Origin of the sequence: Mesorhizobium sp. M1403, from assembly GCF_040317695.1 — a bacterium.
Taxonomy (GTDB): Bacteria; Pseudomonadota; Alphaproteobacteria; order Rhizobiales; family Rhizobiaceae; genus Mesorhizobium.
Genome location: NZ_JAMYKY010000001.1, coordinates 740479 through 763470 on the forward strand (window position 1 = coordinate 740479; position 22992 = coordinate 763470).

The 22992-nt window shown below is 59.7% G+C and carries 19 protein-coding genes and 1 pseudogene; 14 read left to right on the plus strand and 6 right to left on the minus strand.

Annotated elements, in window-relative coordinates; all coding sequences use genetic code 11:
* Positions 1-935: 935 nt before the first annotated feature.
* From NKH01_RS03685 to NKH01_RS03695, 3 genes are all read left to right on the plus strand, one after another.
* Positions 936-1541, plus strand: coding sequence for a VOC family protein (locus NKH01_RS03685; RefSeq protein WP_353018990.1), 606 nt, complete (start codon positions 936-938; stop codon positions 1539-1541).
* A 227-nt stretch (positions 1542-1768) separates the two neighbouring features.
* Positions 1769-3061 carry an epoxide hydrolase family protein gene (locus tag NKH01_RS03690; protein WP_353018992.1) on the plus strand — a complete coding sequence of 431 codons (1293 nt, stop codon included), beginning with the start codon at positions 1769-1771 and terminating at the stop codon, positions 3059-3061.
* A gap of 147 nt (positions 3062-3208) precedes the next feature.
* The gene (locus NKH01_RS03695) at positions 3209-4270 is read left to right on the plus strand and encodes an alpha/beta fold hydrolase (RefSeq protein ID WP_353018993.1); all 1062 of its coding nucleotides are present in this window, start codon (positions 3209-3211) and stop codon (positions 4268-4270) included.
* Between the two features lie 58 nt (positions 4271-4328).
* Here NKH01_RS03695 and NKH01_RS03700 read toward each other — a convergent pair whose 3' ends face one another.
* A complete protein-coding gene (locus NKH01_RS03700) occupies positions 4329-6092 on the minus strand; it encodes an MOSC domain-containing protein (RefSeq protein WP_353018994.1) in 1764 nt (587 codons plus the stop codon).
* Between the two features lie 229 nt (positions 6093-6321).
* On the opposite strand from NKH01_RS03700, the gene NKH01_RS03705 reads away from it, so the two are divergent.
* The 4 genes from NKH01_RS03705 (at position 6322) to NKH01_RS03720 (ending at position 10042) form a co-directional block, all read left to right on the plus strand.
* Complete coding sequence (locus NKH01_RS03705) at positions 6322-7368, plus strand: DUF4331 family protein (RefSeq protein WP_353018997.1); 1047 nt, start codon at positions 6322-6324, stop codon at positions 7366-7368.
* An 88-nt stretch (positions 7369-7456) separates the two neighbouring features.
* Positions 7457-8038, plus strand: a complete 582-nt coding sequence (locus tag NKH01_RS03710; RefSeq protein WP_353018998.1) for a HupE/UreJ family protein — start codon at positions 7457-7459, stop codon at positions 8036-8038.
* 119 nt (positions 8039-8157) lie between these two features.
* Positions 8158-8883, plus strand: coding sequence for a sensor histidine kinase (locus NKH01_RS03715; protein WP_353019000.1), 726 nt, complete (start codon positions 8158-8160; stop codon positions 8881-8883).
* Positions 8884-9247: 364 nt separating this feature from the next.
* Positions 9248-10042, plus strand: a complete 795-nt coding sequence (locus NKH01_RS03720) for an SLAC1 family transporter (RefSeq protein WP_353019001.1) — start codon at positions 9248-9250, stop codon at positions 10040-10042.
* Between the two features lie 183 nt (positions 10043-10225).
* Here NKH01_RS03720 and NKH01_RS03725 read toward each other — a convergent pair whose 3' ends face one another.
* The 3 genes and pseudogenes from NKH01_RS03725 to NKH01_RS03735 all read right to left on the minus strand — a co-directional run bounded on the left by NKH01_RS03725 (position 10226) and on the right by NKH01_RS03735 (position 13645).
* Positions 10226-10618, minus strand: coding sequence for a GlcG/HbpS family heme-binding protein (locus tag NKH01_RS03725; RefSeq protein ID WP_353016535.1), 393 nt, complete (start codon positions 10616-10618; stop codon positions 10226-10228).
* Between the two features lie 46 nt (positions 10619-10664).
* Positions 10665-11504: an enoyl-CoA hydratase/isomerase family protein gene (locus tag NKH01_RS03730; RefSeq protein ID WP_353019003.1), complete on the minus strand. Its 840-nt coding sequence runs from the start codon at positions 11502-11504 to the stop codon at positions 10665-10667.
* A gap of 327 nt (positions 11505-11831) precedes the next feature.
* Positions 11832-13645: pseudogene (locus NKH01_RS03735) on the minus strand (ABC transporter ATP-binding protein/permease).
* A gap of 541 nt (positions 13646-14186) precedes the next feature.
* Here NKH01_RS03735 and NKH01_RS03740 point away from each other — a divergent pair.
* The gene (locus tag NKH01_RS03740; protein ID WP_353019186.1) at positions 14187-14702 is read left to right on the plus strand and encodes a Dps family protein; all 516 of its coding nucleotides are present in this window, start codon (positions 14187-14189) and stop codon (positions 14700-14702) included.
* 274 nt (positions 14703-14976) lie between these two features.
* Here the strand turns inward: NKH01_RS03740 and NKH01_RS03745 are convergent, their stop codons facing one another.
* Positions 14977-15609: a histidine kinase dimerization/phosphoacceptor domain -containing protein gene (locus NKH01_RS03745; RefSeq protein ID WP_353019006.1), complete on the minus strand. Its 633-nt coding sequence runs from the start codon at positions 15607-15609 to the stop codon at positions 14977-14979.
* A 393-nt stretch (positions 15610-16002) separates the two neighbouring features.
* Here NKH01_RS03745 and NKH01_RS03750 point away from each other — a divergent pair, with 393 nt between their 5' ends.
* The 4 genes from NKH01_RS03750 (at position 16003) to NKH01_RS03765 (ending at position 18600) form a co-directional block, all read left to right on the plus strand.
* A complete protein-coding gene (locus tag NKH01_RS03750; RefSeq protein ID WP_353019008.1) occupies positions 16003-16713 on the plus strand; it encodes an SDR family NAD(P)-dependent oxidoreductase in 711 nt (236 codons plus the stop codon).
* 25 nt (positions 16714-16738) lie between these two features.
* Positions 16739-16975, plus strand: a complete 237-nt coding sequence (locus NKH01_RS03755) for a tautomerase family protein (protein WP_353016579.1) — start codon at positions 16739-16741, stop codon at positions 16973-16975.
* 45 nt (positions 16976-17020) lie between these two features.
* On the plus strand, positions 17021-17911 hold the full coding sequence (locus NKH01_RS03760) for an alpha/beta fold hydrolase (protein WP_353019009.1): 891 nt from the start codon (positions 17021-17023) through the stop codon (positions 17909-17911).
* A 233-nt stretch (positions 17912-18144) separates the two neighbouring features.
* Positions 18145-18600, plus strand: coding sequence for a VOC family protein (locus NKH01_RS03765; protein ID WP_353016544.1), 456 nt, complete (start codon positions 18145-18147; stop codon positions 18598-18600).
* 356 nt (positions 18601-18956) lie between these two features.
* Here NKH01_RS03765 and NKH01_RS03770 read toward each other — a convergent pair whose 3' ends face one another.
* Positions 18957-19733, minus strand: a complete 777-nt coding sequence (locus tag NKH01_RS03770) for a substrate-binding periplasmic protein (RefSeq protein ID WP_353019011.1) — start codon at positions 19731-19733, stop codon at positions 18957-18959.
* A gap of 144 nt (positions 19734-19877) precedes the next feature.
* Here NKH01_RS03770 and NKH01_RS35255 point away from each other — a divergent pair, with 144 nt between their 5' ends.
* Complete coding sequence (locus NKH01_RS35255; protein WP_502912592.1) at positions 19878-21761, plus strand: sensor histidine kinase; 1884 nt, start codon at positions 19878-19880, stop codon at positions 21759-21761.
* Positions 21762-22318: 557 nt separating this feature from the next.
* Positions 22319-22753, plus strand: coding sequence for an RHS repeat-associated core domain-containing protein (locus tag NKH01_RS03795; RefSeq protein WP_353019014.1), 435 nt, complete (start codon positions 22319-22321; stop codon positions 22751-22753).
* Positions 22754-22992 lie beyond the last annotated feature (239 nt).

Sequence of the window (22992 nt, forward strand, 5' to 3'; positions counted from 1 at the left end):
TTCCGCATAGGGCTTTGTCATTGCCGCGTCCTGGCATTCTCTCACCATCGCCATGCGCTTCGCGTGCGGCAGAGTTTTGAGGGTGCCCTGAATCTGGCTCTCATAATGGGATTCGTTTGAACGTGTTCCTTGATAGAACCGGTGTAAAACGACTGCGTGTTGATGGGGTCGATAACATCGAGCGCGCCGGCAAACGCATCTCCACTGAATAGTGAAAGAGCAAACGCTGCGCCCAGGCAGGTAGATTTAATGTTCATGACGAATTCCTTTTCCTCTATGAGACAATCGCCTACTCGACGATCGCGACGATGATCTATTGATAACCCCCACGGGCCGGTACTACCCCGGGAGCATTGTTATCTATCTGCGGGTGGGAATGAATCTATTGTGCGATGGTATGGTCGACACTCTGGCATAGGTCGGTGGGAAATGCCGATCCGAAGTATTGCGGTTGCCGAATGCCGAGGAGTAATTCGGTCCGATCGACCGATCTGACTCAGCTTTCCAATCGCTGGTCGGCGATGCGCAGGGAACACTGCCAACCCTGCCGATACCAACGTGCAATAGACTAATCTCCACCGAAACTGGATGGTCCGTTCGTACGAATGGAGCGCGCAGCGTGATGCCAGCAAGATCACTAACGGCCACACAACGTGAGTTGCTCGCCGCGACGGCGATTGTCGGGATCATCGGCGCGCTTCCGGGCACGGTTGAAGCATGGCGTCGGGAGGGCTCCACAGAGGTGGCGCCCCGCATGTCGATAAAAGCCGAAGCCGTCGCAGTGATCAATGGAAAGTCATCCGACGATAGCATCGAGTAATTGACGCGGTCGCGTGGCACTGCTCACGCACATGTACCTGGGCATGCCCTGCCGTCAAACTAAGGAGCTCGACATGAGAGATGATGTAGTGCGTAGCGAAACTGCGAGAACGCCGATGATCGACCTGAAGCTCGAGGCCGTGGTTATCCCCGTTTCGGACGTCGATCGCGCCAAGCGTTTCTACGGCGGCCTGGGTTGGCGGCTCGACGCCGACTTCCCCGTCGGCGACACGTTTCGGGTCGTGCAATTCACGCCTCCTGGGTCACCGAGCTCGATCCACTTCGGCACCGGCCTGACGTCAGCTGCGCCCGGCTCGGCACAGGGACTTTATCTCATTGTGTCCGATATCGAAGCAGCGCGCGCCCAGCTTGTGGCGCGCGGGGCCGACGCCAGCGAAGTGTTCCACCGTGCTGGTCCTGGACAGCCGGCAATCAGCGGCAAGGATCCAGAGGGGCGCAGTTACTCCTCGTTCGCCTCGTTCAAGGACCCGGACGGCAACGGGTGGTTGTTGCAGGAAATCACTGCGCGGCTGCCGGGACGCCTGGAGGCCGGCGACACGACATTCACCTCGTTGAGCGAGCTTGCAGCTGCACTCCGGCGCGCCGCGGCCGCGCATGGCGAGCACGAGAAGCGGACAGGCGGACAACGCGATGAGAACTGGCCCGACTGGTACGCCGAGTACATGGTAGCCGAGCAGGCCGGCAAGCCGTTGCCGACCTGAGCGGCGGTATCGCTATCGGGTGCGTACGGGGCAATATCTCATCCGGTCGGCTGCGACCGTGCCGGCGTGGTGCAGTCCGCAGTGGAAATGTTCATGACCAGCCCCGACCGCCTTCTACTCGCCAACCAGAAAGTATTGCCGATACCATCGTGTAATAGATTTACGCGGTTCGGATGTAGATTCTCAAAGCCGTATCCGGATAGATCAGGTTGATCGAGGAGGAAGCAATGTCAGCAATATCCCTATCGCCAATACGGCGCCATGTCATTGTTGCGGCGGCCTCCGTTGGGGTCGTCAGCTTGGGGCCCGGGGCGCTGCGCGCGGGGGCTGGAGATGAATCTATCCGTCCTTTCCATATCCATGTTCCGACATGGGCGTTTGCAGATCTTCGCACGCGTATCAAAGCCGTACGATGGCCGGATAGGGAGACCGTCAACGATCGCTCCCAAGGTGTTCAACTCGCTAAGCTCCAGCCGCTCGTTGAGTACTGGGGTACGCGCTACAACTGGCGCAAGGTCGAGACGAAACTAAACAAGCTGCCCCAGTTCATCACCAGCGTAGACGGGTTGGATATTCAATTCGCGCATATTCGCTCGCCGCATGACGGGGCGATGCCCTTGCTCATGACGCATGGTTGGCCGGGTTCACTCATTGAGCTTTTGGAGGTGATCGACCCGCTCACTAATCCGACGGCGCATGGGGGGCGGGCGGAAGATGCCTTCCACCTCGTCCTTCCAACAATGCCCGGCTACGGGTTCTCGGGAAAGCCGACGACGACTGGATGGGGCCCGGCACGGATAGCTAGCGCGTTCCATGAGTTGATGATCAGGCTGGAATATACGCAGTACGTCTCCCAGGGAGGCGACTGGGGCGCGATCATCTCGGAGCTGCTGGCGGTTCAGGCTCCGAAGGGGCTTCTCGGTATCCACATCAATATGCCTGGAACCGTACCGCCGAACGTTCTTCGGCACCTCCGCAATTTTGATCCGGCGCCCGTTGAACTGTCGGATCAGGAGAAAAGTGCCTACGATCGGCTGCTGCACTTCTACCGCGATGGTTTTGGCTACGCGGCGATGATGAACGAGAGCCCACAAACGATCGGTTATGCCCTCTCCGATTCGCCCGTCGCTATGGCAGCGTATTTCTACGATAAGTTCGCGGAGTGGACGGATAGCGGTGGAGAGCCCGAGAAGGTCTTTACATACGACGAGATGCTCGACGCCATCTCCTTCTACTGGTTCACCAATACCGGCGCATCATCGTCGCGGTCGTACTGGGAGGGTGCGCAAGCCGGCGGTGGCCCCTTCGACGCGTTTGACATCCCGAAACTTCCCGTCGCGGTCACAGTGTACCCGGCTGAGATTTACCGCGCGCCGCGGAGTTGGGGCGAGAAAAGCTTCGGCAATCTCATTCACTGGAATGAAGTGGACAGGGGTGGCCATTTCGCGGCGTGGGAGCAGCCACAAATCTTTTGTGCCGAACTCAGAGAAGCGTTCAGACCGCTGCGCCAGTCAATCTGAGGCGAGCGAGGCGATTCTCCCCCATCGCCTCCGCCCAGTAGCGCGGCCGGGTCGCCCCTCCACCCGGCCGCGCATTTGGGTTTCCGCGCGGCACTTTGAAATCGAGCAAAGAACCAACGGATCAGTTCCCATTCGAGGAGACTAAAAATGGAGTGTGCGTCACAAAAGATTGATCACGATCGCCGCCGCTTACTCGGTACCGCGCTGGTGGCTATCTCCGCCTTTGAGTTGGGAATAGACAAGCCGGCGCAGGCGGGTTCGTCTGTGAACACTCAGGGAAGAGACCTTTTCAGCAAAGCGGGTCGTCAGACATTCGATCCGTTGAAGCAGATTGACGCCGGATTGCTCAGTATCGGATACGCCGAGACCGGCCCTACCACTGGCGAGGCCGTAATCCTGCTCCATGGCTGGCCTTACGACATACACACTTATGGCGACGTCGCGCCTCTCCTGGCCTCAAAGGGCTACCGCGTGATCGTGCCGTATTTGCGCGGCTACGGCACGACTCGCTTTCTTGCCGACAAGACAATGCGCAACGGGCAGCAGTCGGCGGTCGCGGCGGACGTTATTGCACTGATGGATGCTCTGAGCATCGAACAGGCTACGATCGCTGGCTGCGACTGGGGTGCCCGAACGGCCAACATAGTCGCTGCGCTTTGGCCGGAGCGCTGCAAGGCGATGGTTTCGGTGAGCGGCTATCTAATCGGCAACCAAGAGGCAGGCAGAGTGCCGCTGCCGCCGAGCGCGGAATTGCAATGGTGGTACCAGTACTATTTTGCGACCGATCGTGGTCGCGCCGGCTATGAGAAATACACGCGTGACTTCGCGAAGCTGATCTGGCGTCTCGCTTCGCCGCGCTGGAATTTCGACGATGCTACTTTCGAGCGTAGCGCAGCCGCCTTTGACAATCCTGATCACGTGGCGATCGTGATCCACAATTACCGCTGGCGTCTTGGCCTGGCCGAAGGCGAGCCTCGGTATGAGGACCTGGAGAAGCGGCTCGCGCAGGCGCCGGTCATCGCCGTCCCCACGATCACGCTGGAAGGTGACGCCAATGGTGCCCCTCATTTGGAGGCGAGCGCATATGCGAAGATGTTCTCGGGGAGATACTCCCATCGTCTGATCACCGGCGGCATAGGGCACAATCTACCTCAGGAAGCGCCGCAGGCTTTCGCCGAAGCAGTGATGGACGTCGGTGCGGCTAGGTAATTGCCGAGCGGTGAAATCGAATGCCACATCCACCGTCAAGACGTCACATCTTGCCAGATCAGAGATCAAGAACGACGTCCCCCGTGGGCTGGGAGCAGCAGATCAATGTGGTGCCCGTCGCGGGTGGATCGATTGGATCGGGCTGGTAGGCGACAGTTCCAGCCACAAGCCCGGTTTCGCAAGTGTGGCAGACACCGGTGCGGCACGACCATCGCGTCGGGACGTCGCACGCCTCAGCAAGTTCAAGCAGGCTCTGGAACGCCGAGCCCCAATGGACGGTCAAGCCACTCCGTGCGAACGAAACCAGAGGTCCCTTGCCATTGGGTTCGGCAGGTAGATGCGGCGGCCGGCTTGGAGTGGTGGCAATGCCCGGTGTACTCGAGGGACCTGGGCCGAACAGCTCCGTATGGACTTGGTCGGCGGCGACACCCCAGGCTGCAAGCGCTGCGCTCAGGTTGCCCATAAAGGCAGATGGCCCGCAGAGATAGAAATTGGCATCGCGCGGAACGTCCAGTTTTCGAAGCACCTCGATGTCCAAGTGTCCGGCGGCATCGAAATCGACACCTTGCCTATCCTCGCGATCGGGCGCGCTGTAGCTTATATGGCTGTGGCTGTGGGGCAGGGCTTTGAGCAAGTCTCGAACCTCTTGGGCAAAAGCATGCTCATGGCCACACCGAGCTCCGTGGAGCCACCAGACTTCCCTTGTCGAACCCTTCACCGCCAATGCGTGGAGCATCGCAATCACGGGAGTCGCGCCAACCCCGGCACTTAGAAGCACGATTGGACCATTGTCTGACCGAAGAGTGAAGCTGCCGCGTGGTGCGCTGACGTCCAGCACGTCGCCGATCGCGACCCGGTCGTCAATGTAGGCACTCGCCACACCATGCGGTTCCCGCTTTACGCTTATTCGGTAGTGGCGTTCACCAGGTTCACTCGACAAAGAATAACTGCGCATCAGCGCCGGCGCATCGGGCATCACTCGTAAGCGCAGCACGACAAACTGGCCTGGAAGAGCTGCGGTGAGGTGAGACTCATCAAAGGGCTCTAGCACCAGCGACATCACACTGCTGCTCTCGCTGATCTTGCGCACCACGCGCAGCGGGCGAAATCCCGCCCACGCAGCAGGCGGTCCGGACGCGGGGTCAAGCCCGGCATTTCCGGTTGTCGCACCGCCACTTTCGTTCTGCGAGAGTAGCGCTTGGAACGATCCCCGCCAGCCAGGGCTCAGAGCTGGGATTCGCAACGCCCGCTCCAGCTGGCTGCGAGCGTGACCGGGCAAGTATAGCAGCGCATTGACCTCTGACACTGTCATGTGCTCGGGGCCCATCCCAACCTGGACTATCTCATCTCCAGCCTCGACCTGGCCTTCTTCCAGGACGCGCAGATAGAAGCCGGGCCTCCCACGCGCAACCAGCAGCGCTGCCATTTGCGGCTCGTTCATGCGAATACCGACTCGGTAGCAAGTGACGCGCGGTTGCGTCACTTCGAACAGGGCGCTCCCGATCCGGTAACGATCGCCGATACAGACCTCATGATCCGGCAGCCCATCGACCGTGAAATTTTCCCCAAACTGTCCGTAGGTAAAATCGTTGCGGTCTAGCTCGCTTCGCCAAAAGCGATAGGAATCCATCTGATAGACCAAAACCGCCCGTTGCTCGCCGCCGTGCCCCGCCACGTCTCCCTGCCTGTCGCCATCGACGTTGAGCCGGCGGACCTGACGTGGGCCTTGAACTGGCGCTTTCCAAACCGCGGTGTCGACGGTCTTCCCTTGCCATGGAATGCCACGCGGCAAGCCCACATTGACCGACAGCAAGCGAGCCATCACTGCGTCCTTTCGGCCAGCCACTGCCAGCCAGTTCCACTCAGCGAGCCGTCACTGAGGGATGCTCAGCGTCAGCGCTTACCAGTGGAAACTAGCACGTCGAGGCATCGATGCGATCGACACCAAAGTATCGGGAATACCATCGTTTAATATATTCTGGCTCTGACCGCTGTCAGTACTTAATTAGTTGGACGCTGTTGATCGGCATCGGCGCGTCTGATTTTGGACGATGCAAGCGCCCATCACGCCGGGTTTGGACCGGGTCAATCAATTTCCCGCTCAGGAGCATATGACGATGTCACATCATTATTCAGGTCCCAACTTTGGGTTCCCGCGGGCAGATGCGCGTCTGGATCTCACCGATCTCTATGCCTTTCCGAAGCCGGGGGACGTGGAGAAGTCGATCCTGATCATGAATGTGCATCCGTCCTCTACGGTAATCGATCCGGAGCCCACCACTGACGAACCGTTCTCGCCTGACGGCCTCTACGAGATCAAGATCGACACAAATGGCGATGCGGTCGCCGACATTGCGTATCGTGTACGCGTTTCGTCGTTACCAGGGGCGATGCAGATCGCCACGGTACGCCGGGTTGAGGGTGCACTGGCCGCTGGGACAGACGACGGTGGAGAGGTTGTCTTTCTGGAGGCTCCAGTGTCGACAGGCCGGGGTGCGCAGGTGACCGAGGCCGGCGACTACCGCTTTTTCGCGGGCTGGCGAAGCGAGGCATTTTTCTTTGACACCTTGGGTGCCGTGAATGATCTGCATTTCACCGGTACTGATTTCTTTTCTGACAAAGACGTCTGCAGCATCGTTCTGGAATTGCCCAACTCCGCGTTGGGGACCAAACCGGTTGGCCTGTGGGCACGCACACTGCACAAGCAGAGTGAGGGCTGGGTGCAGGTCGAACGGGGTGCGCGCCCTCAGCAGGCCGTATTTCTGCCCGGTGAGCAGCAAGAGGCTTATCTCGCCGGGCAACCTGCAGATGACGCCCGGTTTGTTGCAACATTCGCGCACGCGCTTGAGCACACGGGTGGATATCGACCGGATGAAGCCGAGCGGGTGGCAAGGACATTGCTGCCAGATATCATGCCCTATGACCCGAGACGGCCTGCGTCCTTTCCGGAAAATGGCCGGACACTTACAGACGATGCCGCGGATGCTTTTATGGCCATCCTTACGAACGGCAAGTTGGCGGGGGACGGGGTTGGGCCGCATGGCGACCTGCTTGCTGAGTTCCCTTATTTAGGGCCCCCCCACGATGCTCACGATTAAGGGCAGCTATCCCTTGTGATGCCGACGTGCCCCTTTCTGCAAGCAGACGCGTTACGACTTTATATCTGTTGAACCGAAGGAGACTACGATGAGATTGATCTCGATTTGGATAGTTCTAACCTTAGCCTTCGTGGTGCCGGCCTCGGCGCATCCGAGCATCGGTTTGGCCGTCTCCTTTGCAGCCGGCGTCGCACACCCGCTAAGCGGGCTCGATCATATCGCCGCCATGACGGCAGTCGGCCTATGGGCAGCTGTCAAAGGGGGTCGCGCTCTCTGGGTGTGGCCATTGACCTTCGTCGCAATCATGTTGGTCGGCGGCTCGCTTGGCCTGGCGCAGATTGCCTTACCCTTTGTTGAGGCCGGCATTCTGGCCTCAGTCGTCGTGCTGGGGCTTATGGTGGCATTGGTGGTCAATCCGCCGGTATGGGTCGGCGCCGCGATCGTTGGTGTTTTTGCGCTGCTGCATGGACATGCTCACGGAGCCGAGGTCGTCCATAACGTGAATGGGCTGGAATACGTCGCGGGTTTTTTGCTCGCAACGGCCATCTTGCATGCGGTCGGCATCGGTTTGGGGCTCACTTTGCAACGCGTGGCGCCAGGTCCGGTCAATCGCATTGCTGGCGCGATCTGCGTGGCTATCGGCGCCGGACTGTGCGCGGGAGTTCTTTGAACCCGACCTTGAGAAGAGTGCTTCTGGCATCCAGTTAGACTGCCCTCAACCACGACGGGCGCGACGGTGTGTGTACTTCGTAACGCGAGAACTGTCGACCGAGCAAACGGAGGAATGGAATGTCGGGTACAGAGATAGATGAAAGTGTATTTGCCGCCCGGAGGAATTTTCCCCAGGATCGTCTGGCCTTGCAGATGTCGACCGCCGGCATCGTTCATGACCTGGGGAATCTCATTCAGGTCGCCTCGTCGGCGTTGAACCACCTGGGTCGAGACCCGAATATCGCGACGGCTCCGGGGGCGGGGACCGTAATTGCTGGTGCCAAAACCGCTCTGGAAAGAGCTGGTTGCCTTGTCAGGCAAACCATCAGGACAGCTAGAGAGATCGAAGGCGTAATTGCGCACGCAAACGTGGCCATTTGCTTGGCCGACGTCCATTCTCTGGTTCGAAGCGCCTGGAATGAGAACATCCATCTCGAGGTTTGCGTCGGCTCCGACCTTCCTTTGGTAAGGTGCGATCGGGTTGGCTTGCAAAATGCAGTCCTCAACCTTCTGTTTAATGCGCGCGATGCCATGCCTGACGGCGGTTTGATCTCAGTTCACGCCTCTGTATCGGAAAATTCCAACCAGGTGGATCTTCGTGTTGAAGACCATGGAATTGGAATGACCAGCGAGACGATGGTCCGGGCATTTGATCTCTTCTTCACGACGAAAGGTGACGGTCTAGGCGGCGTTGGATTGCCGATGGTGAAACGTTTCGTTGAAGAGTCGGGAGGGAGCATCGATCTTGAAAGCATCCTTGGGTCAGGCACAGTCGTGACGTTGAAATTGCCCGCGATGCGTTAGGGGCTCGATGGGCATAGGGCGTGCGATCAGTCGCCCATATCCGTTAGACGTTGGTTGAAGGCTCTGCGATTTCGGGCAGATTCGCGAGGTGCAATTATGAAAGAGTGGTCCGAATCTGACAGCGTCGCGCAAGTGAGTGGACTGCGTCCCGAAGGAATGGTGGCATTAGAGCGTCAGCCCGTGATCCATCTGCCGACAGAGCGATCTCTAATAGCCCGGTTTCCGGCCTCGTTCTTTGCCATCGGCCTCGGGACAAGTTCTTTTGCCGTCATGTGGCAGGTTGCGCATCAACTGTGGGCAGCTCCGCAAGGAATTGCTGTAGCGGTCGTGATATTGGCCATGTGCATATGGGCAGCTCTACGCTTTGAAGTTGTGGTTAGCACCATTGGCCGTGCGAGCCGAACTCGCGGATCCCGTTCAGAATTGCTTTCCTGGTCTGGCGGGTGTCGGGATTATGCTAACCGCGGTGAGCGTGCTGCCGTTCACCGCGACAGCGGCCACCATCCTCCTATGCATCGGTGGGGTGCTCGCGGTTGGATTTGGGCTTTGGCACTCGCAAATGATCTGGAAAGCGACAATCGCTCTATCGGACGCGACGCCGGCCCTGTACCTGCCTGTCGCCGCGGCGTCGTTCGTCCTTAGCATTGGGCTGTCGACATTCGGGCATTCTGAGTGGGCCCAACTGGCTTTGGGTGCCGGGCTCTTCTCGTGGCTTACAATCGATTCCGTCTTGTTCTATCGGCTCTATTTTGGTGAGCCGCTTAGAGACCAGATCCGGCCGACCCTTGGGGTCCAGCTCGCCCCTCCGGCGGTTTGCTCGCTAGCCTATGTTAACTCGTCGGGCACCTCCGGAGACGTTTTTGTTCACTGTCTCATCGGTTACGCAATCCTGCAGGCAGTTGTCCTTGGCGGCGTGCTTCCACGGATCGTTCGCCGTTTTTCCGCCGGTCTATGGAGCGTCAGCTTCGGCGCCACGGCATTGGCGACAACGATTGAAAAACTGGCCGTCCGAGGCGACACGGGCTTGGCTGGCGTCTTGGCTCTCCCAATTTTTGCGGCCGCAAACGTGCTCATCATGTGGCTAGCCGCGAGAACAATCATTCTGGCCATGACCGGCTCGTTATTGCCGACTCCTCCAGACGGGAAAGAGAGGCAGTAGCCGGCTGCATGCATGTAACGAACATCGATGCGGTGGAGCCACCCTCTTGGATGCATACAGAGGTTCGCCGCCGTCGTGGAAAGCTTCGGGGCTGCTGTCTTTCGCAAAACCGATATTCCGTCGGGCTCGAAGATGATCCGGTCGCCCTTGGCCGAGGCTCTGGCGAATTTGCCCGAAGCGTGGTTAGCGGACAGCAGCCTCGACGATGGCAACATCCTCTTCTGCGGTGCCGCCGCTGACGCCGACACCCGCATACACCTTGCCGTCTTCGTCGACCAGAGGAATACCTCCACCCATGGGGCAAAAGCGCCCGCCGCCGACCGTGGGCAACGCATACAGCGATTGCCCCGGCTGTACGAGCGGCAGGATGTCAGCCGTGCGCAGGCGCACGAGGGCCGAGGTATACGCCTTGCGCTCGGAAATCTCGAGCGCAAAGACAGGCGCGCCGTTCATCCGGTGTTGGAGCACCAGATTGCCGTGAACGTCGATGATGCATACTGCGACAGGGACGTCGGCCTTTGTCGCCTCTGCCTCCACACGTTCGGCCAGTGTCTTCGCTTTCGTGAGCAGATCCATGGGATTGTTCCTTCTTTGAGGGGGTGCCATCTACATCGACAGCGGTCTACCGCGGTGGCAATTCGCCCAAATGGAAAGCCAGTCGATTCTCGACATCTCCCGGTGCCTGGAAGCCCTTGGCGGTCAGCGCTTTGATTCCCTCCTGGGCGGCGGGTCGGCTCAGCGAAGCTATGCAGGCTTCCCAGCCGGCGCCTAGCTCGACATCCGGCGTCAGGCTCGTGTTGACCAAGCGCTTGGTCTGCGCGATCGCCCACTTGTCGAACCTGGAAATCCGAGTAGCGAGCGCATCGACGTAAGCGTCGAGTTCTGCGTCGGGCAGAGCCTTGTTCACGTACCCATACGCCTCCGCCTGTTCTCCACGGATGTCCTCAGAGGACAACAGAATCTCCATGGCGCGATTGCGACCGATGAGGTGGGGCAGGCGGGCCATCGGTCCACCGCCGGCGACCATACCCACACCAACCTCCCACTGGGAAATGATGGCCTTTTCCTTGCTAACGAAAGCCATATCGCAGGCAAGGGTGATCTCGCTCCCGTTACCCGTAGCGCGACCTCGGATGAGGGCGATCGAGGCCACCGGCGCGCGCGTCAGCCGCACAAGAAAATCCGGCCAGGGCGGCAGGCCCGTCGGCCCGGGCGGCAGCGCGAGCATATCCTCGATCCGCGCCTTGAAGTCTGAATGGTTGAGGAAGTATCCGTCGACGCTACTGTCGAACACCACGACCCGAACGTCTTCGTCAGCCTCAATGGCGTCAATCAGATGTGTGAATTCTTGCACCATCTGTGGACCCATGACATTGAGCGGGGCATTGTCGAACGTGACTCGCCAATAAGTGGGCGTCCGGCGTGTCAGGCGAATCTGCGAGGTAGTTGTCTTGGCGTCCACTGGAAACTCCTTCGATGTTTACATGCTCGATGCCTCGAACATGAGGCATTGGCTTCTGGCCCGCGATTGGACGAACGTATCGCCAAGACCATGGTGTCGGTCTGGCAGGGCAGGGCCGACCGCTCGGTGATCAAACGGGCTACCGACCCGTCTAAACAGTGGCCGTGCCGCCCCCAATCGCGCGCAAACTTCTGGTCTAACAGACCCTCCCCCGGGATAAGCGCTGCCTCAGGCGAACTGCGTGGTCGTCGCGCAACATAGGGATGTAAGGGGCGGTGACGAACCGAACAGACGATGGCGACGCCCGGCGCGATTCTGAATATCGGTCTATTGCTTGCGGCGGACAGCAGCCGGCGGCGGATCGATGGCGCCGGCCCTGACGCGAGCAGGTTTCAGCGCCGGTGCGCCGGAATCCTTGACGATCGTCAACGCGCGCGGAAAGAACTGATTGTTGTGCTGGCCGCGCCCGATGTTGATGATCGTGGCACCCTTCAGATGCTTTTCCAGCAGCGACAGCACCCCCTTGAGCGACGAGCCATCGAACGCATCCATCGCTTCGTCGATGATCACCCATTTCGGCTGCCGCAAGGCAAGCCTGGCCACGCCCAGCAAGCGCTGTTCGTCATCGCCCAATTCATGGTCCCAGCGCCCGACGCGGTCGAGTGACGACGACAGCCGTTCAAGCCCGACCTCGGCCAGCACCGCCGCAATATCGGTATCACTTGCGGGCGCATGCCCGTTCGCGTGATTGAGCACCTCGCGCAATGTGCCGGCCGGCAAATACGGGACGCGCGGCACGAAGATGAGTGTTTCTCCAGCCGGCAGGCCGATCTTTCCGCTGCCCCAAGGCCAAAGCCCGGCAATGGCGCGGAAGAACAGCGTCTTGCCGGCACCCGGCTCGCCAGTGATCATGACGCGCTCGCCGGGATGGATTTCGACATGCTGGTCGGCGAGCCTGGTGCAGCCCTCCGGGGAGGCCACTTCGAGCTTCTCGAAAGTCAGGCTGCCATTGACGTTTTCGCCGAAGGCGATGCGCCTTCCGTGTCATGCAGCACATCGGTTTCATCGAGCGCGATCCGGAAGTCGGCGACGCGCATAAGCGTGGCGCGCCAATCGGCGATGCTGCCGATGTTGTTGATGAACCAGCGCAAGGACGAGTGAACCTGGTTGAAGGCGCCCACCGCCATCATCAGTCCGCCAAAGCTGATATCGCCTGAGAAATAGACCGGCGAAGCAACCAGTATGGGCGCCACGACGGTGATCCAGCCATAGGTATCCGTGACCCAGGACAGGCTGATCTGGGCGGTATAGATGCGCCGCATCGCGCCCAGCACCGTGCCAAGGTCGAGTTCGAGCCGCCGTTTGGCATCGGCTTCACCATGGTAGACCGCCATGGCATCGACATTCTCGTTGACGCGCACCATCGAGGAGCGCAGCTCGGCTTCGCGCGTGTAGCGGTCGCTGTTGAGGCGGATCAGCGGCCGTCCGACCAGCCAGCTCAGCCAGGAGGCGATGCCGGCATAGAGGAACGCGGCCCAGACCATGTAGCCCGGTATCGCCAGCGACCAGCCGTTGATGTGGAAGACGAAGCCCGACGACAATTGCCACAGCACGCCGACGAAGGACGCGAGCAGGATGAAGGATTGCAGCAGTCCGACGCCGAGGTCCGTCGAGAGATCGGACAGATGCGCGGCGTCCTGCTGCATTCGCTGGTCGGGATTGACGCCGATAATGCCGGCATTGGCCAGCCGAAAGGCCCGCGCGGGGCGCATCCACTGGTCGATCAGGTCCAGCGTCAGCGCCTCGCGCAGCTTCAGCCGGATCATCTGGTTGAGCCAGGTCTGGCCGACATTGAGCACCAGCAGCCCGCCGGCGATCATGGCAAAGATCATCAGCTGATGCAGGAAGGCCGCCATGTCGCGGCGCGCCAGCGCATCGTAGAAGGGCTGGTTCCAGCGGTTGAGCAGAACCTGGCCGATCGACGTCGCGACGATGACGGCGATGATGCCGACCGACGTCCATACCAGCCATTTGCGCACCGGCGACCCGACCAGCGCCCGTTTGATCGCCGACACCTGATCGCGCAGGCTGCTGGCCTCGATGGCCACGGTAATCGGCTGAACGGTGGCCTGATTGTCCATTTGATCAGTCTTACCGAGATCCTTGCGTTCATGTGCGATGCTGTACCAAATGAAGAGAGCCGACGGCCGCCGCTCCCCAACCAGTCCGCCAGCCCAGAAGGACAGACACGTCGGGTAAATTCCGGGCAAGGCAAGTTTCCAGCTTGATCACGAAGGTTTCACCTGGCGAGACGATGCTGCCGCGCCTCCGGCCTCGACCCGGCGGCCGAGCGCCGTCGGCGACAGGGACTTCGGTCACTTGGATGTCGGTTCAGCCATCGATACACGATGCCCGTACTGCCCGACACGGTCCATAGCACCTTGGTGTCGGTGGCAGGTTGAGCGCCGCCATCCCAATGCGGTAAGTTTTCAGGCGCATGGTTTGACGGTGATTGCGGTCAAATCCGGCTTGCGTCAATTCGCTCGTGAAGGCCTCACTAAGATGCAATCGCGTCCCTGCGAGCGCGCCTATACCTTCGTCTGATTGGATCAGAACACGGCATTTCGTATTCTGACGTATCGAAAAGACGCCGGTGCGCCGCCTGTAGAGGGACCTGGGATCATGACGCAACAGTTAAGCAAGACAGCCGGTTCGGATCGCTTCCTGCGCACTCCGACAGATCTTGGTTCCGACGCGACCCGCGACATCGCTGCCGGCCTCGCCGGCCTGCTCGCTGACGTCTTCACCTTGTATCTTAAGACCAAGAATTTTCACTGGCACATGAGTGGTCCGAATTTCCGGGACTATCACCTCTTGCTCGACGACCATGGCGACCAAATCTTCGCGATGACCGACGTGATCGCCGAGCGCGCGCGCAAGATCGGCGGCACCACGATCCGTTCGATCTCCGATATCGCGGGACGCCAGCGCATCCTCGACAACAATGCCGACTATGTTGATCCGCAGGACATGCTCGCCGAGCTTCACGGCGACAACAAGCAGTTGGTGGCCGAGCTGCGTCGCGTCCATGAGCTGTGCGATAGCTATTCGGATATTGCCACCGCGAGCCTGATCGAAGGATGGATCGACGAAAGCGAACGGCGCAGCTGGTTTCTCTACGAGATTTGCCGCGCCTGAGCGAAAAAGCGGACAAGGCGGCGGACGAGATTCTGCACGCCCGGAAGAACCGCCGGCAAGGATCGCGCATTCGGTGCTGATGCAACGTCCTCCAGTTGGGGTGCAAGCCGGTCGCACGGGGGCAGTATGCTGACCGCTGGTCGGGTGGCATTGATCCGCATCGACTTTCCTGCCCGAAGTTGGCTCAAGCACATTGGTACCGCGCGCGCGTTCTGATAGGAGCGCAGACCGCGTTGCTGGCAGTTTTGGGTGCAGAAGCTTTCGCGTGCAGAAGCTAAGGCGTGATCAGCGGGAAACACACACCAGCAACCGATCCACACGGGGTGAATTTCCACTGCACAGAGCCGCCAAGTTCCGCCGTCAGCGCGCGTATCAACCGCCGCCCACGTCCCTCAGGCGGATGGGAGGCCGCGCATCCGTCGTCGCAGACAACGCACGAGACGCTGCTGCCACTCCTGTTCAGTGAGACACGGATGGAACCATGGCGATCCTTCAGGCCATGGCGTGCTGCGTCCCGGACCAATTCGGAGACGATCAGACCGACGCGCCAGGACCGCTCGGCGTCGAGCCGGATTTCGTCCGTTGCAACGGTCAGCTGAATACCCCGCTCGCCGAGGGACGCGCGCGACAGGCTAGAACACAACTTCCCGACATGATGACCCAGGTCGATGTCTTCCTCAGCGATCGGTACGAGAAGGGATCGATGCGCCTCCGCCATCGCCTGCAGACGGTCCGCTGCGCGCCTCAACGCCGGCGCAGCCCTCACCTCTCCCCGGGACGCGGCCAGCGACAGGATCGCTATCGCTTCGCTATATTCGTTTATCACCCGGTGGCTGATCTCTTCGACCAGATGCGATGCCAGCGGCTGGCACGATGCGGTTGATGGATTCGCACATCCTGTTAGCATGGCCAGATCCTCCGGTAACGCCGCCCCGCCACGAGAGCGCCGTTCGCGATGTTCTGGAAAGACCACAGCAGACCCCGCCGAAATATTCTATTGCGCCAAGGTGTCGCCAATACTTAAGACGGAGATACGCCGTGTGGATTGGCGCCCTGAGTATTGGCGGGCAGAGCCTGTGCGGATAAATGATCAACAATCTCCGTCAAATATTGGTCGGCACTGTGGAGGCGCCACTCGATTACCGACAATGTGGGGACAGGTCGCGTTATAATCGCCGATACCAAAGTATATGCGACACCATTGGACGATGGTTCCCGGCCCTAATTATCCATAAATACAAACCGGGAAAAGATGGGACGCAGCCGGGTCGTTAGGCCCCCAATATCACCGAGGTCTGTCATGGAAACTGAACAAAAAGTGGTTGTCATCACCGGCGGGTCGCAAGGCATTGGCGCAGCGTTGGTTGAGGCCTATCTCGGCCGGAATTACCGCGTCGTCGCCACCTCTCGCTCTATCAAACCTTCCGACAGATCCGACTTGCTCGCGATCGCGGGCGATATCGGCAACCCCGCCACAGGGCCGAGGGTAGTCGAGGAAACATTGCAGCGTTTCGGACGGGTCGACACGCTGATAAACAACGCCGGCGTCTTCCTTGCTAGCAGTTTCACGCAATACTCGGCAGAGGATTACGCCCGCGCGGTCGCGACCAACCTGACCGGTTTCTTCTTCGCCACCCAGGCCGTGATCGCCGCAATGGAACGTCAGGGCAGCGGCCATGTCGTCAACGTCACCACCAGCTTGGTGAAGCAGGCCAGTTCGAAGGTGCCATCGGTGCTCGCTTCGCTGACAAAGGGCGGGGTTGACGCCGCGACCCGTAGTCTGGCGATCGAATATGCCCGCAGCGGAATCCGGGTGAACGCCGTGTCGCCGGGCGTCATCAGGACACCGATGCATGCGCCGGAGACGTACGAGGCGCTGGCGGCCTTGCATCCGCTGGGCCGCCTGGGCGAGATTTCCGACATCGTCGGCGCGGTCCTCTACCTGGAGGATGCCTCTTTCGTGACGGGGGAAACGCTTCATGTCGACGGCGGCCAGAGCGCCGGCCACTGATTCACCGTTCAAGGGAGAGACCTTCATGCCTATTGTTACCGTCCAGCTCACGCGCGAGGGCACCGAGCCCGGTGTGGACCATGTTACAGCGGAGCAGAAAGCAGCCATTTACAAGGGCGTGAGCGAGGTGCTGCTCGACGTCCTTGGGAAGCCGCTGGACTGGACCTGGGTGGTGTTTGAGGAAGTGGAGATGGAGAATTGGGGTTGGGGCGGGATGCCCGTCGCCGAATACCGCAAGCTGCTGGCTGCAAAGGGGGTTTGAGCCCCATTGCGTCTCCCCGAAAAGCATACTGGAGCTTCAGCTCACATGGTTTCGTCTTCGACGTCGGCGACCTTGACGTATCGCACCGTCGAGGTGGATGGGTTGGGATTATTTTACCGTGAAGCAGGCCCGCGCGATGCGCCGACCCTCCTGCTGCTCCACGGGTTCCCGTCGTCATCGCGCATGTACGATACGCTGCTGCCGCTGCTGGCCGACCGCTATCATCTGGTTGCGCCCGACTATCCTGGTTTCGGCCATAGCGATGCGCCCTCGCCGGACAGTTTCGCTTACACCTTCGACCATCTCGCCGAGGTAATCGAGGGATTTGTTGAGGCGCTGGGCCTTCAGCGCTACGTCCTCCTCCAGCAGGATTATGGCGGCCCCATCGGGATGCGGCTGGCGATCCGCCATCCCGAACGCGTGCGGGCGATTATTATCCAGAATGCCGTGTCGCATGAAGAAGGCCTCGGATCATTGTGGGATGCGCGCAGGGCCTTCTGGCTGGACCGGGCCGCGCACGAGGAAAAAGTGATGACCACTTTTACCTCAATCGAGAGCGCGCGGCAGCGCCATCTCGGCTGCAGCCCCAGGCCTGAACGATACAATCCGGACAGCTGGACCGACGAGGCCGCGATGCTCTCGCGTCCGGGACAGGGCCGCATCCAGTCCGACCTGTTCTACGACTATCAAAGCAATGTCGCTGCCTATCCAGTCTGGCAGGCGTGGCTGCGCGTGCATCGGCCGCCGATGCTGGTGGCCTGGGGACGCTACGATCCGTCCTTCACCGTCGCTGGCGCGTATGCCTATGCCCGCGACGTGCCAGACGCCGAGATCCACATTCTCGACGCCGGACACTTTGCGCTCGATGAAAAACTCGACGAAATCGCGACATTGGTCCGCGACTTTCTCGATCGTCAGTTCGAACAGGGAGCATGACATGACCGCGTTCGAGCAGTTCCCGGCCACTATGACGGCCATAAGGACCCGGCCACTGTTCGTCTTGAATGTCAGGTGAGCGGGCTGCATAGGCGTCGCCCGCGCCGGCTCAGAGACGGATCGATACCAAAGGCCAACTTAAAACCCGTGTCAGCGAAGCCACATTAAAACCTGTCGGCGCGCGCCATGGCGGCCCGCGAAGACTTCGACAACTCTCTCAATAGGAGTCGCGGATGCCCCAAGTACGAGTTGAGGATGAAATCTATGCAATGCCCCCGCAGCATGGCTTTACCATCGCGCATTTTCTGACAGTCGCCGACATCGAACGCTCGGCACGATTCTATGAGACGGTCTTCGGAGGCCGCATCCTGAGCCTGGGCGATAGCAGTGGCGCGCCGGGATACGTCCAGATCGCCAACACGTGGCTCATCGTCAACATCGGGGGTGGTCCCACACCTGACAAACCGTCGGTGACGCTCGGTGTTCCCCCCGATCCCGATTCACTCAGCAGCTTCATGAATATCCGCGTTGCTGACATCCACGGCTGCTATGAACGCTGGCAAGCCCGTGGCGCTGAATTCATCACGGAGCCGATGGAAAAGTACGGCGAGACTCGCTGCTACATTCGCGATCCAGACGGCTACATCATCGAAGTGGGTCAGAGTAAGCCGGCTGTCGTTTACGGTTAGCCCTAGAAGGACGCACGGTCCGCAACGATCCGCTTTTCACTGTAAAAGAGGGGGAGGGCGATCAAGCCCGAGATCAAAGAGGCGGCGGAGCGCGTTTCGGGCAGTGGCTCCGAGCGCAGGCACGGTTGAGGAGTCGACTGGCGACTTTCTTCCGCGGAGCCTTGAGATCCTCGGGAACCCGCGAATTGGCGCACATGGATTGCCACGTCAACGTAGAGCACAATAAAGCCCACGAGTCGGCTCTTCCTACGCGAAGGCGCTTTCGGGATAGAGCCGGCAGGCCTTCTCCTCGAGCCAGGCCTCGGCCTCGGCTAAGATGCTGAGTCGCTTATCGCGGAAAATCGGGCGGGAGGACGTTACGGGAAATATTTTCGGTAGATCGCCTGAAACGCCTCGGTCTGCTTGAATTGCTTCAAGGCGCGCGAAAAGGCGTCGACCAAAGCGGGCGAAACGCGCGCCTTGGTGAAGCAGACATAAACACCTTCTTCTTTCACGCTGCGGGACAATAGCGGCTCGATCTTTCCGGATAATCCCATCTTCGTGATCTCACTCATCCCGTAGGTGAGGCTCGCGACCGCATAATCGACGCGGCCGGCTGCCAGCATGCGGAGGCCGACGGGGGTGCCGTTGGTTGCGACCATGTTGTGATGCTGGCGCAAGAAGCTCCACAACTCGGGCGACACTTGTTCCGATACCTCAGGGACTGCTTCCCGGATAGCGACGTCGTGTCCAATCAGATCGTCGAAAGACGAGAACTTCAGCTTCCCGATGTCGGCCGTGCGCACGAACAACACCCACCTATCTTGGATTAACGGCTCGTCAGAGTAGGAGCAGAACCGCTTTCCCTCGATGGTTCGAAATGTGGCGACCATTCCGTCGCGCTCGCCGCGGACCACCATCATCCAAGCACGCTTCGTGGGGAAGCGCTCGAAGGAGACTTCCCGTCCCAGGCCGGCGAAGACCTGCCTGAGGACTTCGACCCCTAATCCCGACATCTTGTCATTCTCGTAAAGAGTCAAATAATCATCGTTGACGAGCCGCAGCGGGTCCGCCAACAACGGTCGTCCGCTGAGCGCCCAGGCAACAACGATAGTCCCGCATAGCAAGCGCCTGAAGCCGGCCGATGTCGCCATTTGCGGGCATCCCTTGCATTCCACATTCGCACGATAGTGTAGGAACGCGATCTATGCGATGGTACAGGTTTCCATCTCGCGCGAGCCGAGCCTAGCAGTCCTACTAACATGAATTGTGCGAGCTTGTCGCCGCAAGGATGAGTTTTGCAATCTGAATCGACATACGCGAGCACGGACGGCGGCAAATCCGATCGCGAATCGCCGAAGCTGAGGCGCAGCGCGTCTGCCTGGCGCTTGTTGCCAGACCTTCTCCGCGGCATAGGGGGGCGCCTGCTTGTCCGCGTCTTCTTCTTCAGCTCGGTGATCACGCTGCTTCTGACATTGGCGCAGCTTTACCTCGACTATCGCAGCGACGTCCAAGCAATAGATCAAAAGATGTCCGAGATTGACAGCAGCTATCGGCAAAGTCTTAGCGAAGGGCTCTGGGAGATGGACGGGCGCCAGCTTCAATTGCAGGTCGAGGGGATTCTTCGCTTGCCTAATATCCGCTACGTCGAACTGCGTGAGGCCACCGATCAAGCTGCCCCCCTCGTCATAACCGCCGGCTCCCACCAGGCCAATCCACCCGAGCGGCACGAACTCAGAATTTATTATTCCAAACGCGACGCCAAGCAGTTGCTTGGCATTCTCGTGATCGAAGCCACGTACGACGAGATCTATCGCCAGCTTCTCAACACCGCGGCGACAATCATGGTCAGTCAGGCGATAAAGACGTTCATGGTTTCCTTTTTCATCCTCCTTACTGTCCACCGGCTGATCACACGTCACCTCACAGCGATAGGAACGTCGCTCAGGGGGTACGATCTTCGCGGTTCGCGGGCACCGCTTCGACTCGAGCGGCGTCCGCCTCGGCCAAGCGACGAGCTTGACGTTCTCGTCGGGGCATTCAACCAGATGTGGACAGGGCTGCAACAAGCGTATGACGACCTGCAGCTCCAGGTTGGATTGCTCCAGCGGCTTCCGGTATCCGCTTGGACGCTCAAGCCCGATGGGACGCCGGATTTCGTGAACCAAGTCTGGCTCGAATTTGCGGGTCAGACCCTTGACTTCGTCCGGTCGCATCCCGAGGCCTGGATGACTGCGATCCACCCCGATGATCGGGAGATGGCGGTCAAGAGCTTTTGGGATGGGGTACATTCGGGGCAGGATTTCGCAATGGAAACCCGGTCTCTCCGCGCTCGGGACGGGACATATCGTTGGCATCTCCAACAAGCCGTGGTCTTGCGCGATTCCGAGGGGAAACTCCTCAGATTCGTCGGTACGACAACCGACATCGACGACCTGAAGCGGGCCGAAGAAGCCTTGCGCCAAGCGCAGAGCGATTTTGCTCGCATTAATCGGGTGACAACCATGGGAGAGATGGCAGCATCCCTTGCGCATGAAGTCAGTCAACCGATCACCGGTGCCCTCACCAATGCCAACGTCTGCCTGCGAGGACTCGATCACGACCAACCCGATCTCGACCAACTGCGCACGGCTGTCACCAGAATCGTAAGAGATGCACAACGTGCCGCCGACATTCTGAGACGGATACGCTCACAGTTCGAAAGGGGCAACCTGGATCGGGAGGTTCTCGATGTAAATGAGATCAATCGAGGAACCGTGGCCCTCTTGCGCGACCAGGCAGCGCGATACAACGTATCGGTACGAACGGAGCTGGCGACCGATCTTCCTCAGATCGCTGGAGATCGCGTGCAATTGCAGCAGGTCGCGGTGAACCTGATCGTCAACAGCATCGAAGCGATGAAGAACGTCGAAGGAATACGAGAGGTCGTCGTCAAGTCGCAGCGAGTCGAAAACGATATTCTTATTTCTGTCAGCGATACCGGCCCAGGGTTCCCGCAGGAACTCGCGGAACAGATATTCGACCCGTTCTTTACAACGAAACCAGACGGAACGGGCATGGGCCTTCGCGTCGCCCGTTCAATCATCGAGTCGCATGGTGGGCGCATGTGGGCGATCGGTTCCCACGGGAACGGCGCAACCTTTCACCTGAGCCTACCCGCCGCGATTTCAAGTCAATTATGAACCAGCCTGTGTGCAGCGGTTAGTAATGAGTCCGCTTGCTTCACACGCTCATCAGCGTCGGTGCCGGACAGCGACGCCTCTCGAGCAAGCCGGAGGTCGGAAAAGCGTGGGAGTAATTCGCGATCCGGACGGCCACATGATCGAAAGTGGGTCAGAGCAAGACGGGGTCGTGTGCGGATAGCCCTGCAAGAACGCATAGTCAGCAATGATCCGCGGCGGTACAGCCGCCCCATGATCGCGCAAGAGTGAGCAGAGTAGCAACGAGATCGCAATTCCGTTGTGCTAGCTCGAGGCGATCAGCGAAGCGGGCGGGCGATCAGCGAAGCGGGCGGGCGATCAGCGCGATAGCTGCCATGGACGGCAGGGTTGCAGGACTGGTGTTCTCCAAAAAGACCGTTGGATCGCCAGTTCGTCGAAAAACAGGCGAGGGTGGCTGGGAACACCCGATGACCACTTTCAATCGGGCATCGTAGCGCTCCGCTTCGCGGTGAACTCAGCCGTTTGTTCCTCAGGTATGCGCGTCAAAAGTTTGAAGGTCTACGAAATTCGCCGTACTAGTGACCGAGAAATATGCCTACACCGCCTATGGCATCAACACCGTCACCGGCTCCGGCAGCGCCGCCTATCGCTTCGCCGGGCGCCGCTTCGACGCCGAAACCGGCCTCTACCACAACCGCGCGCGGGCCTATTCGCCAACGCTGGGCCGCTTCCTGCAGACCGATCCCATCGGGACAAAGGACAACATCAACCTCTATGCTTATGCTGCAAACAGTCCCGTCAGTGGCACCGATCCGATGGGCAATTCTACGTTGTGGAGCAATGTAGGTATAGCAATCCCAGCTGCTGGCGCTAGTGGTGGCGGAGCCATAGTTGGCTGGGGCGTAATCGCTTCAGGTGCCATAGTTGGCGCGCTACTGGAGCGTTTCTCGCCGCATCAACCACGACATTTGGAGATGACGAGCTTTATCATTCTACCACGGGACCAGCCATGATTCGGCTGTTGCTTTACTACTCCTCGGAGCGCCTCTCGTGGTTTTCTTCGGAGTAGAATGTCCGGTTTTGTGATCGTGTGATCAAGCCCAATGAACGTCTTGGAAGGGGTCACCTTTTAAAGGGCAGCTTCCCGGCCGTTCGAGCGCAAACCTATCCGTCAGCAAAACGGCCCAAATGCCGCCGTGCTCGTAGCGTTATGGTCAAAATGCATTGATTGACCTTCTTTGGGAAAGAAAAT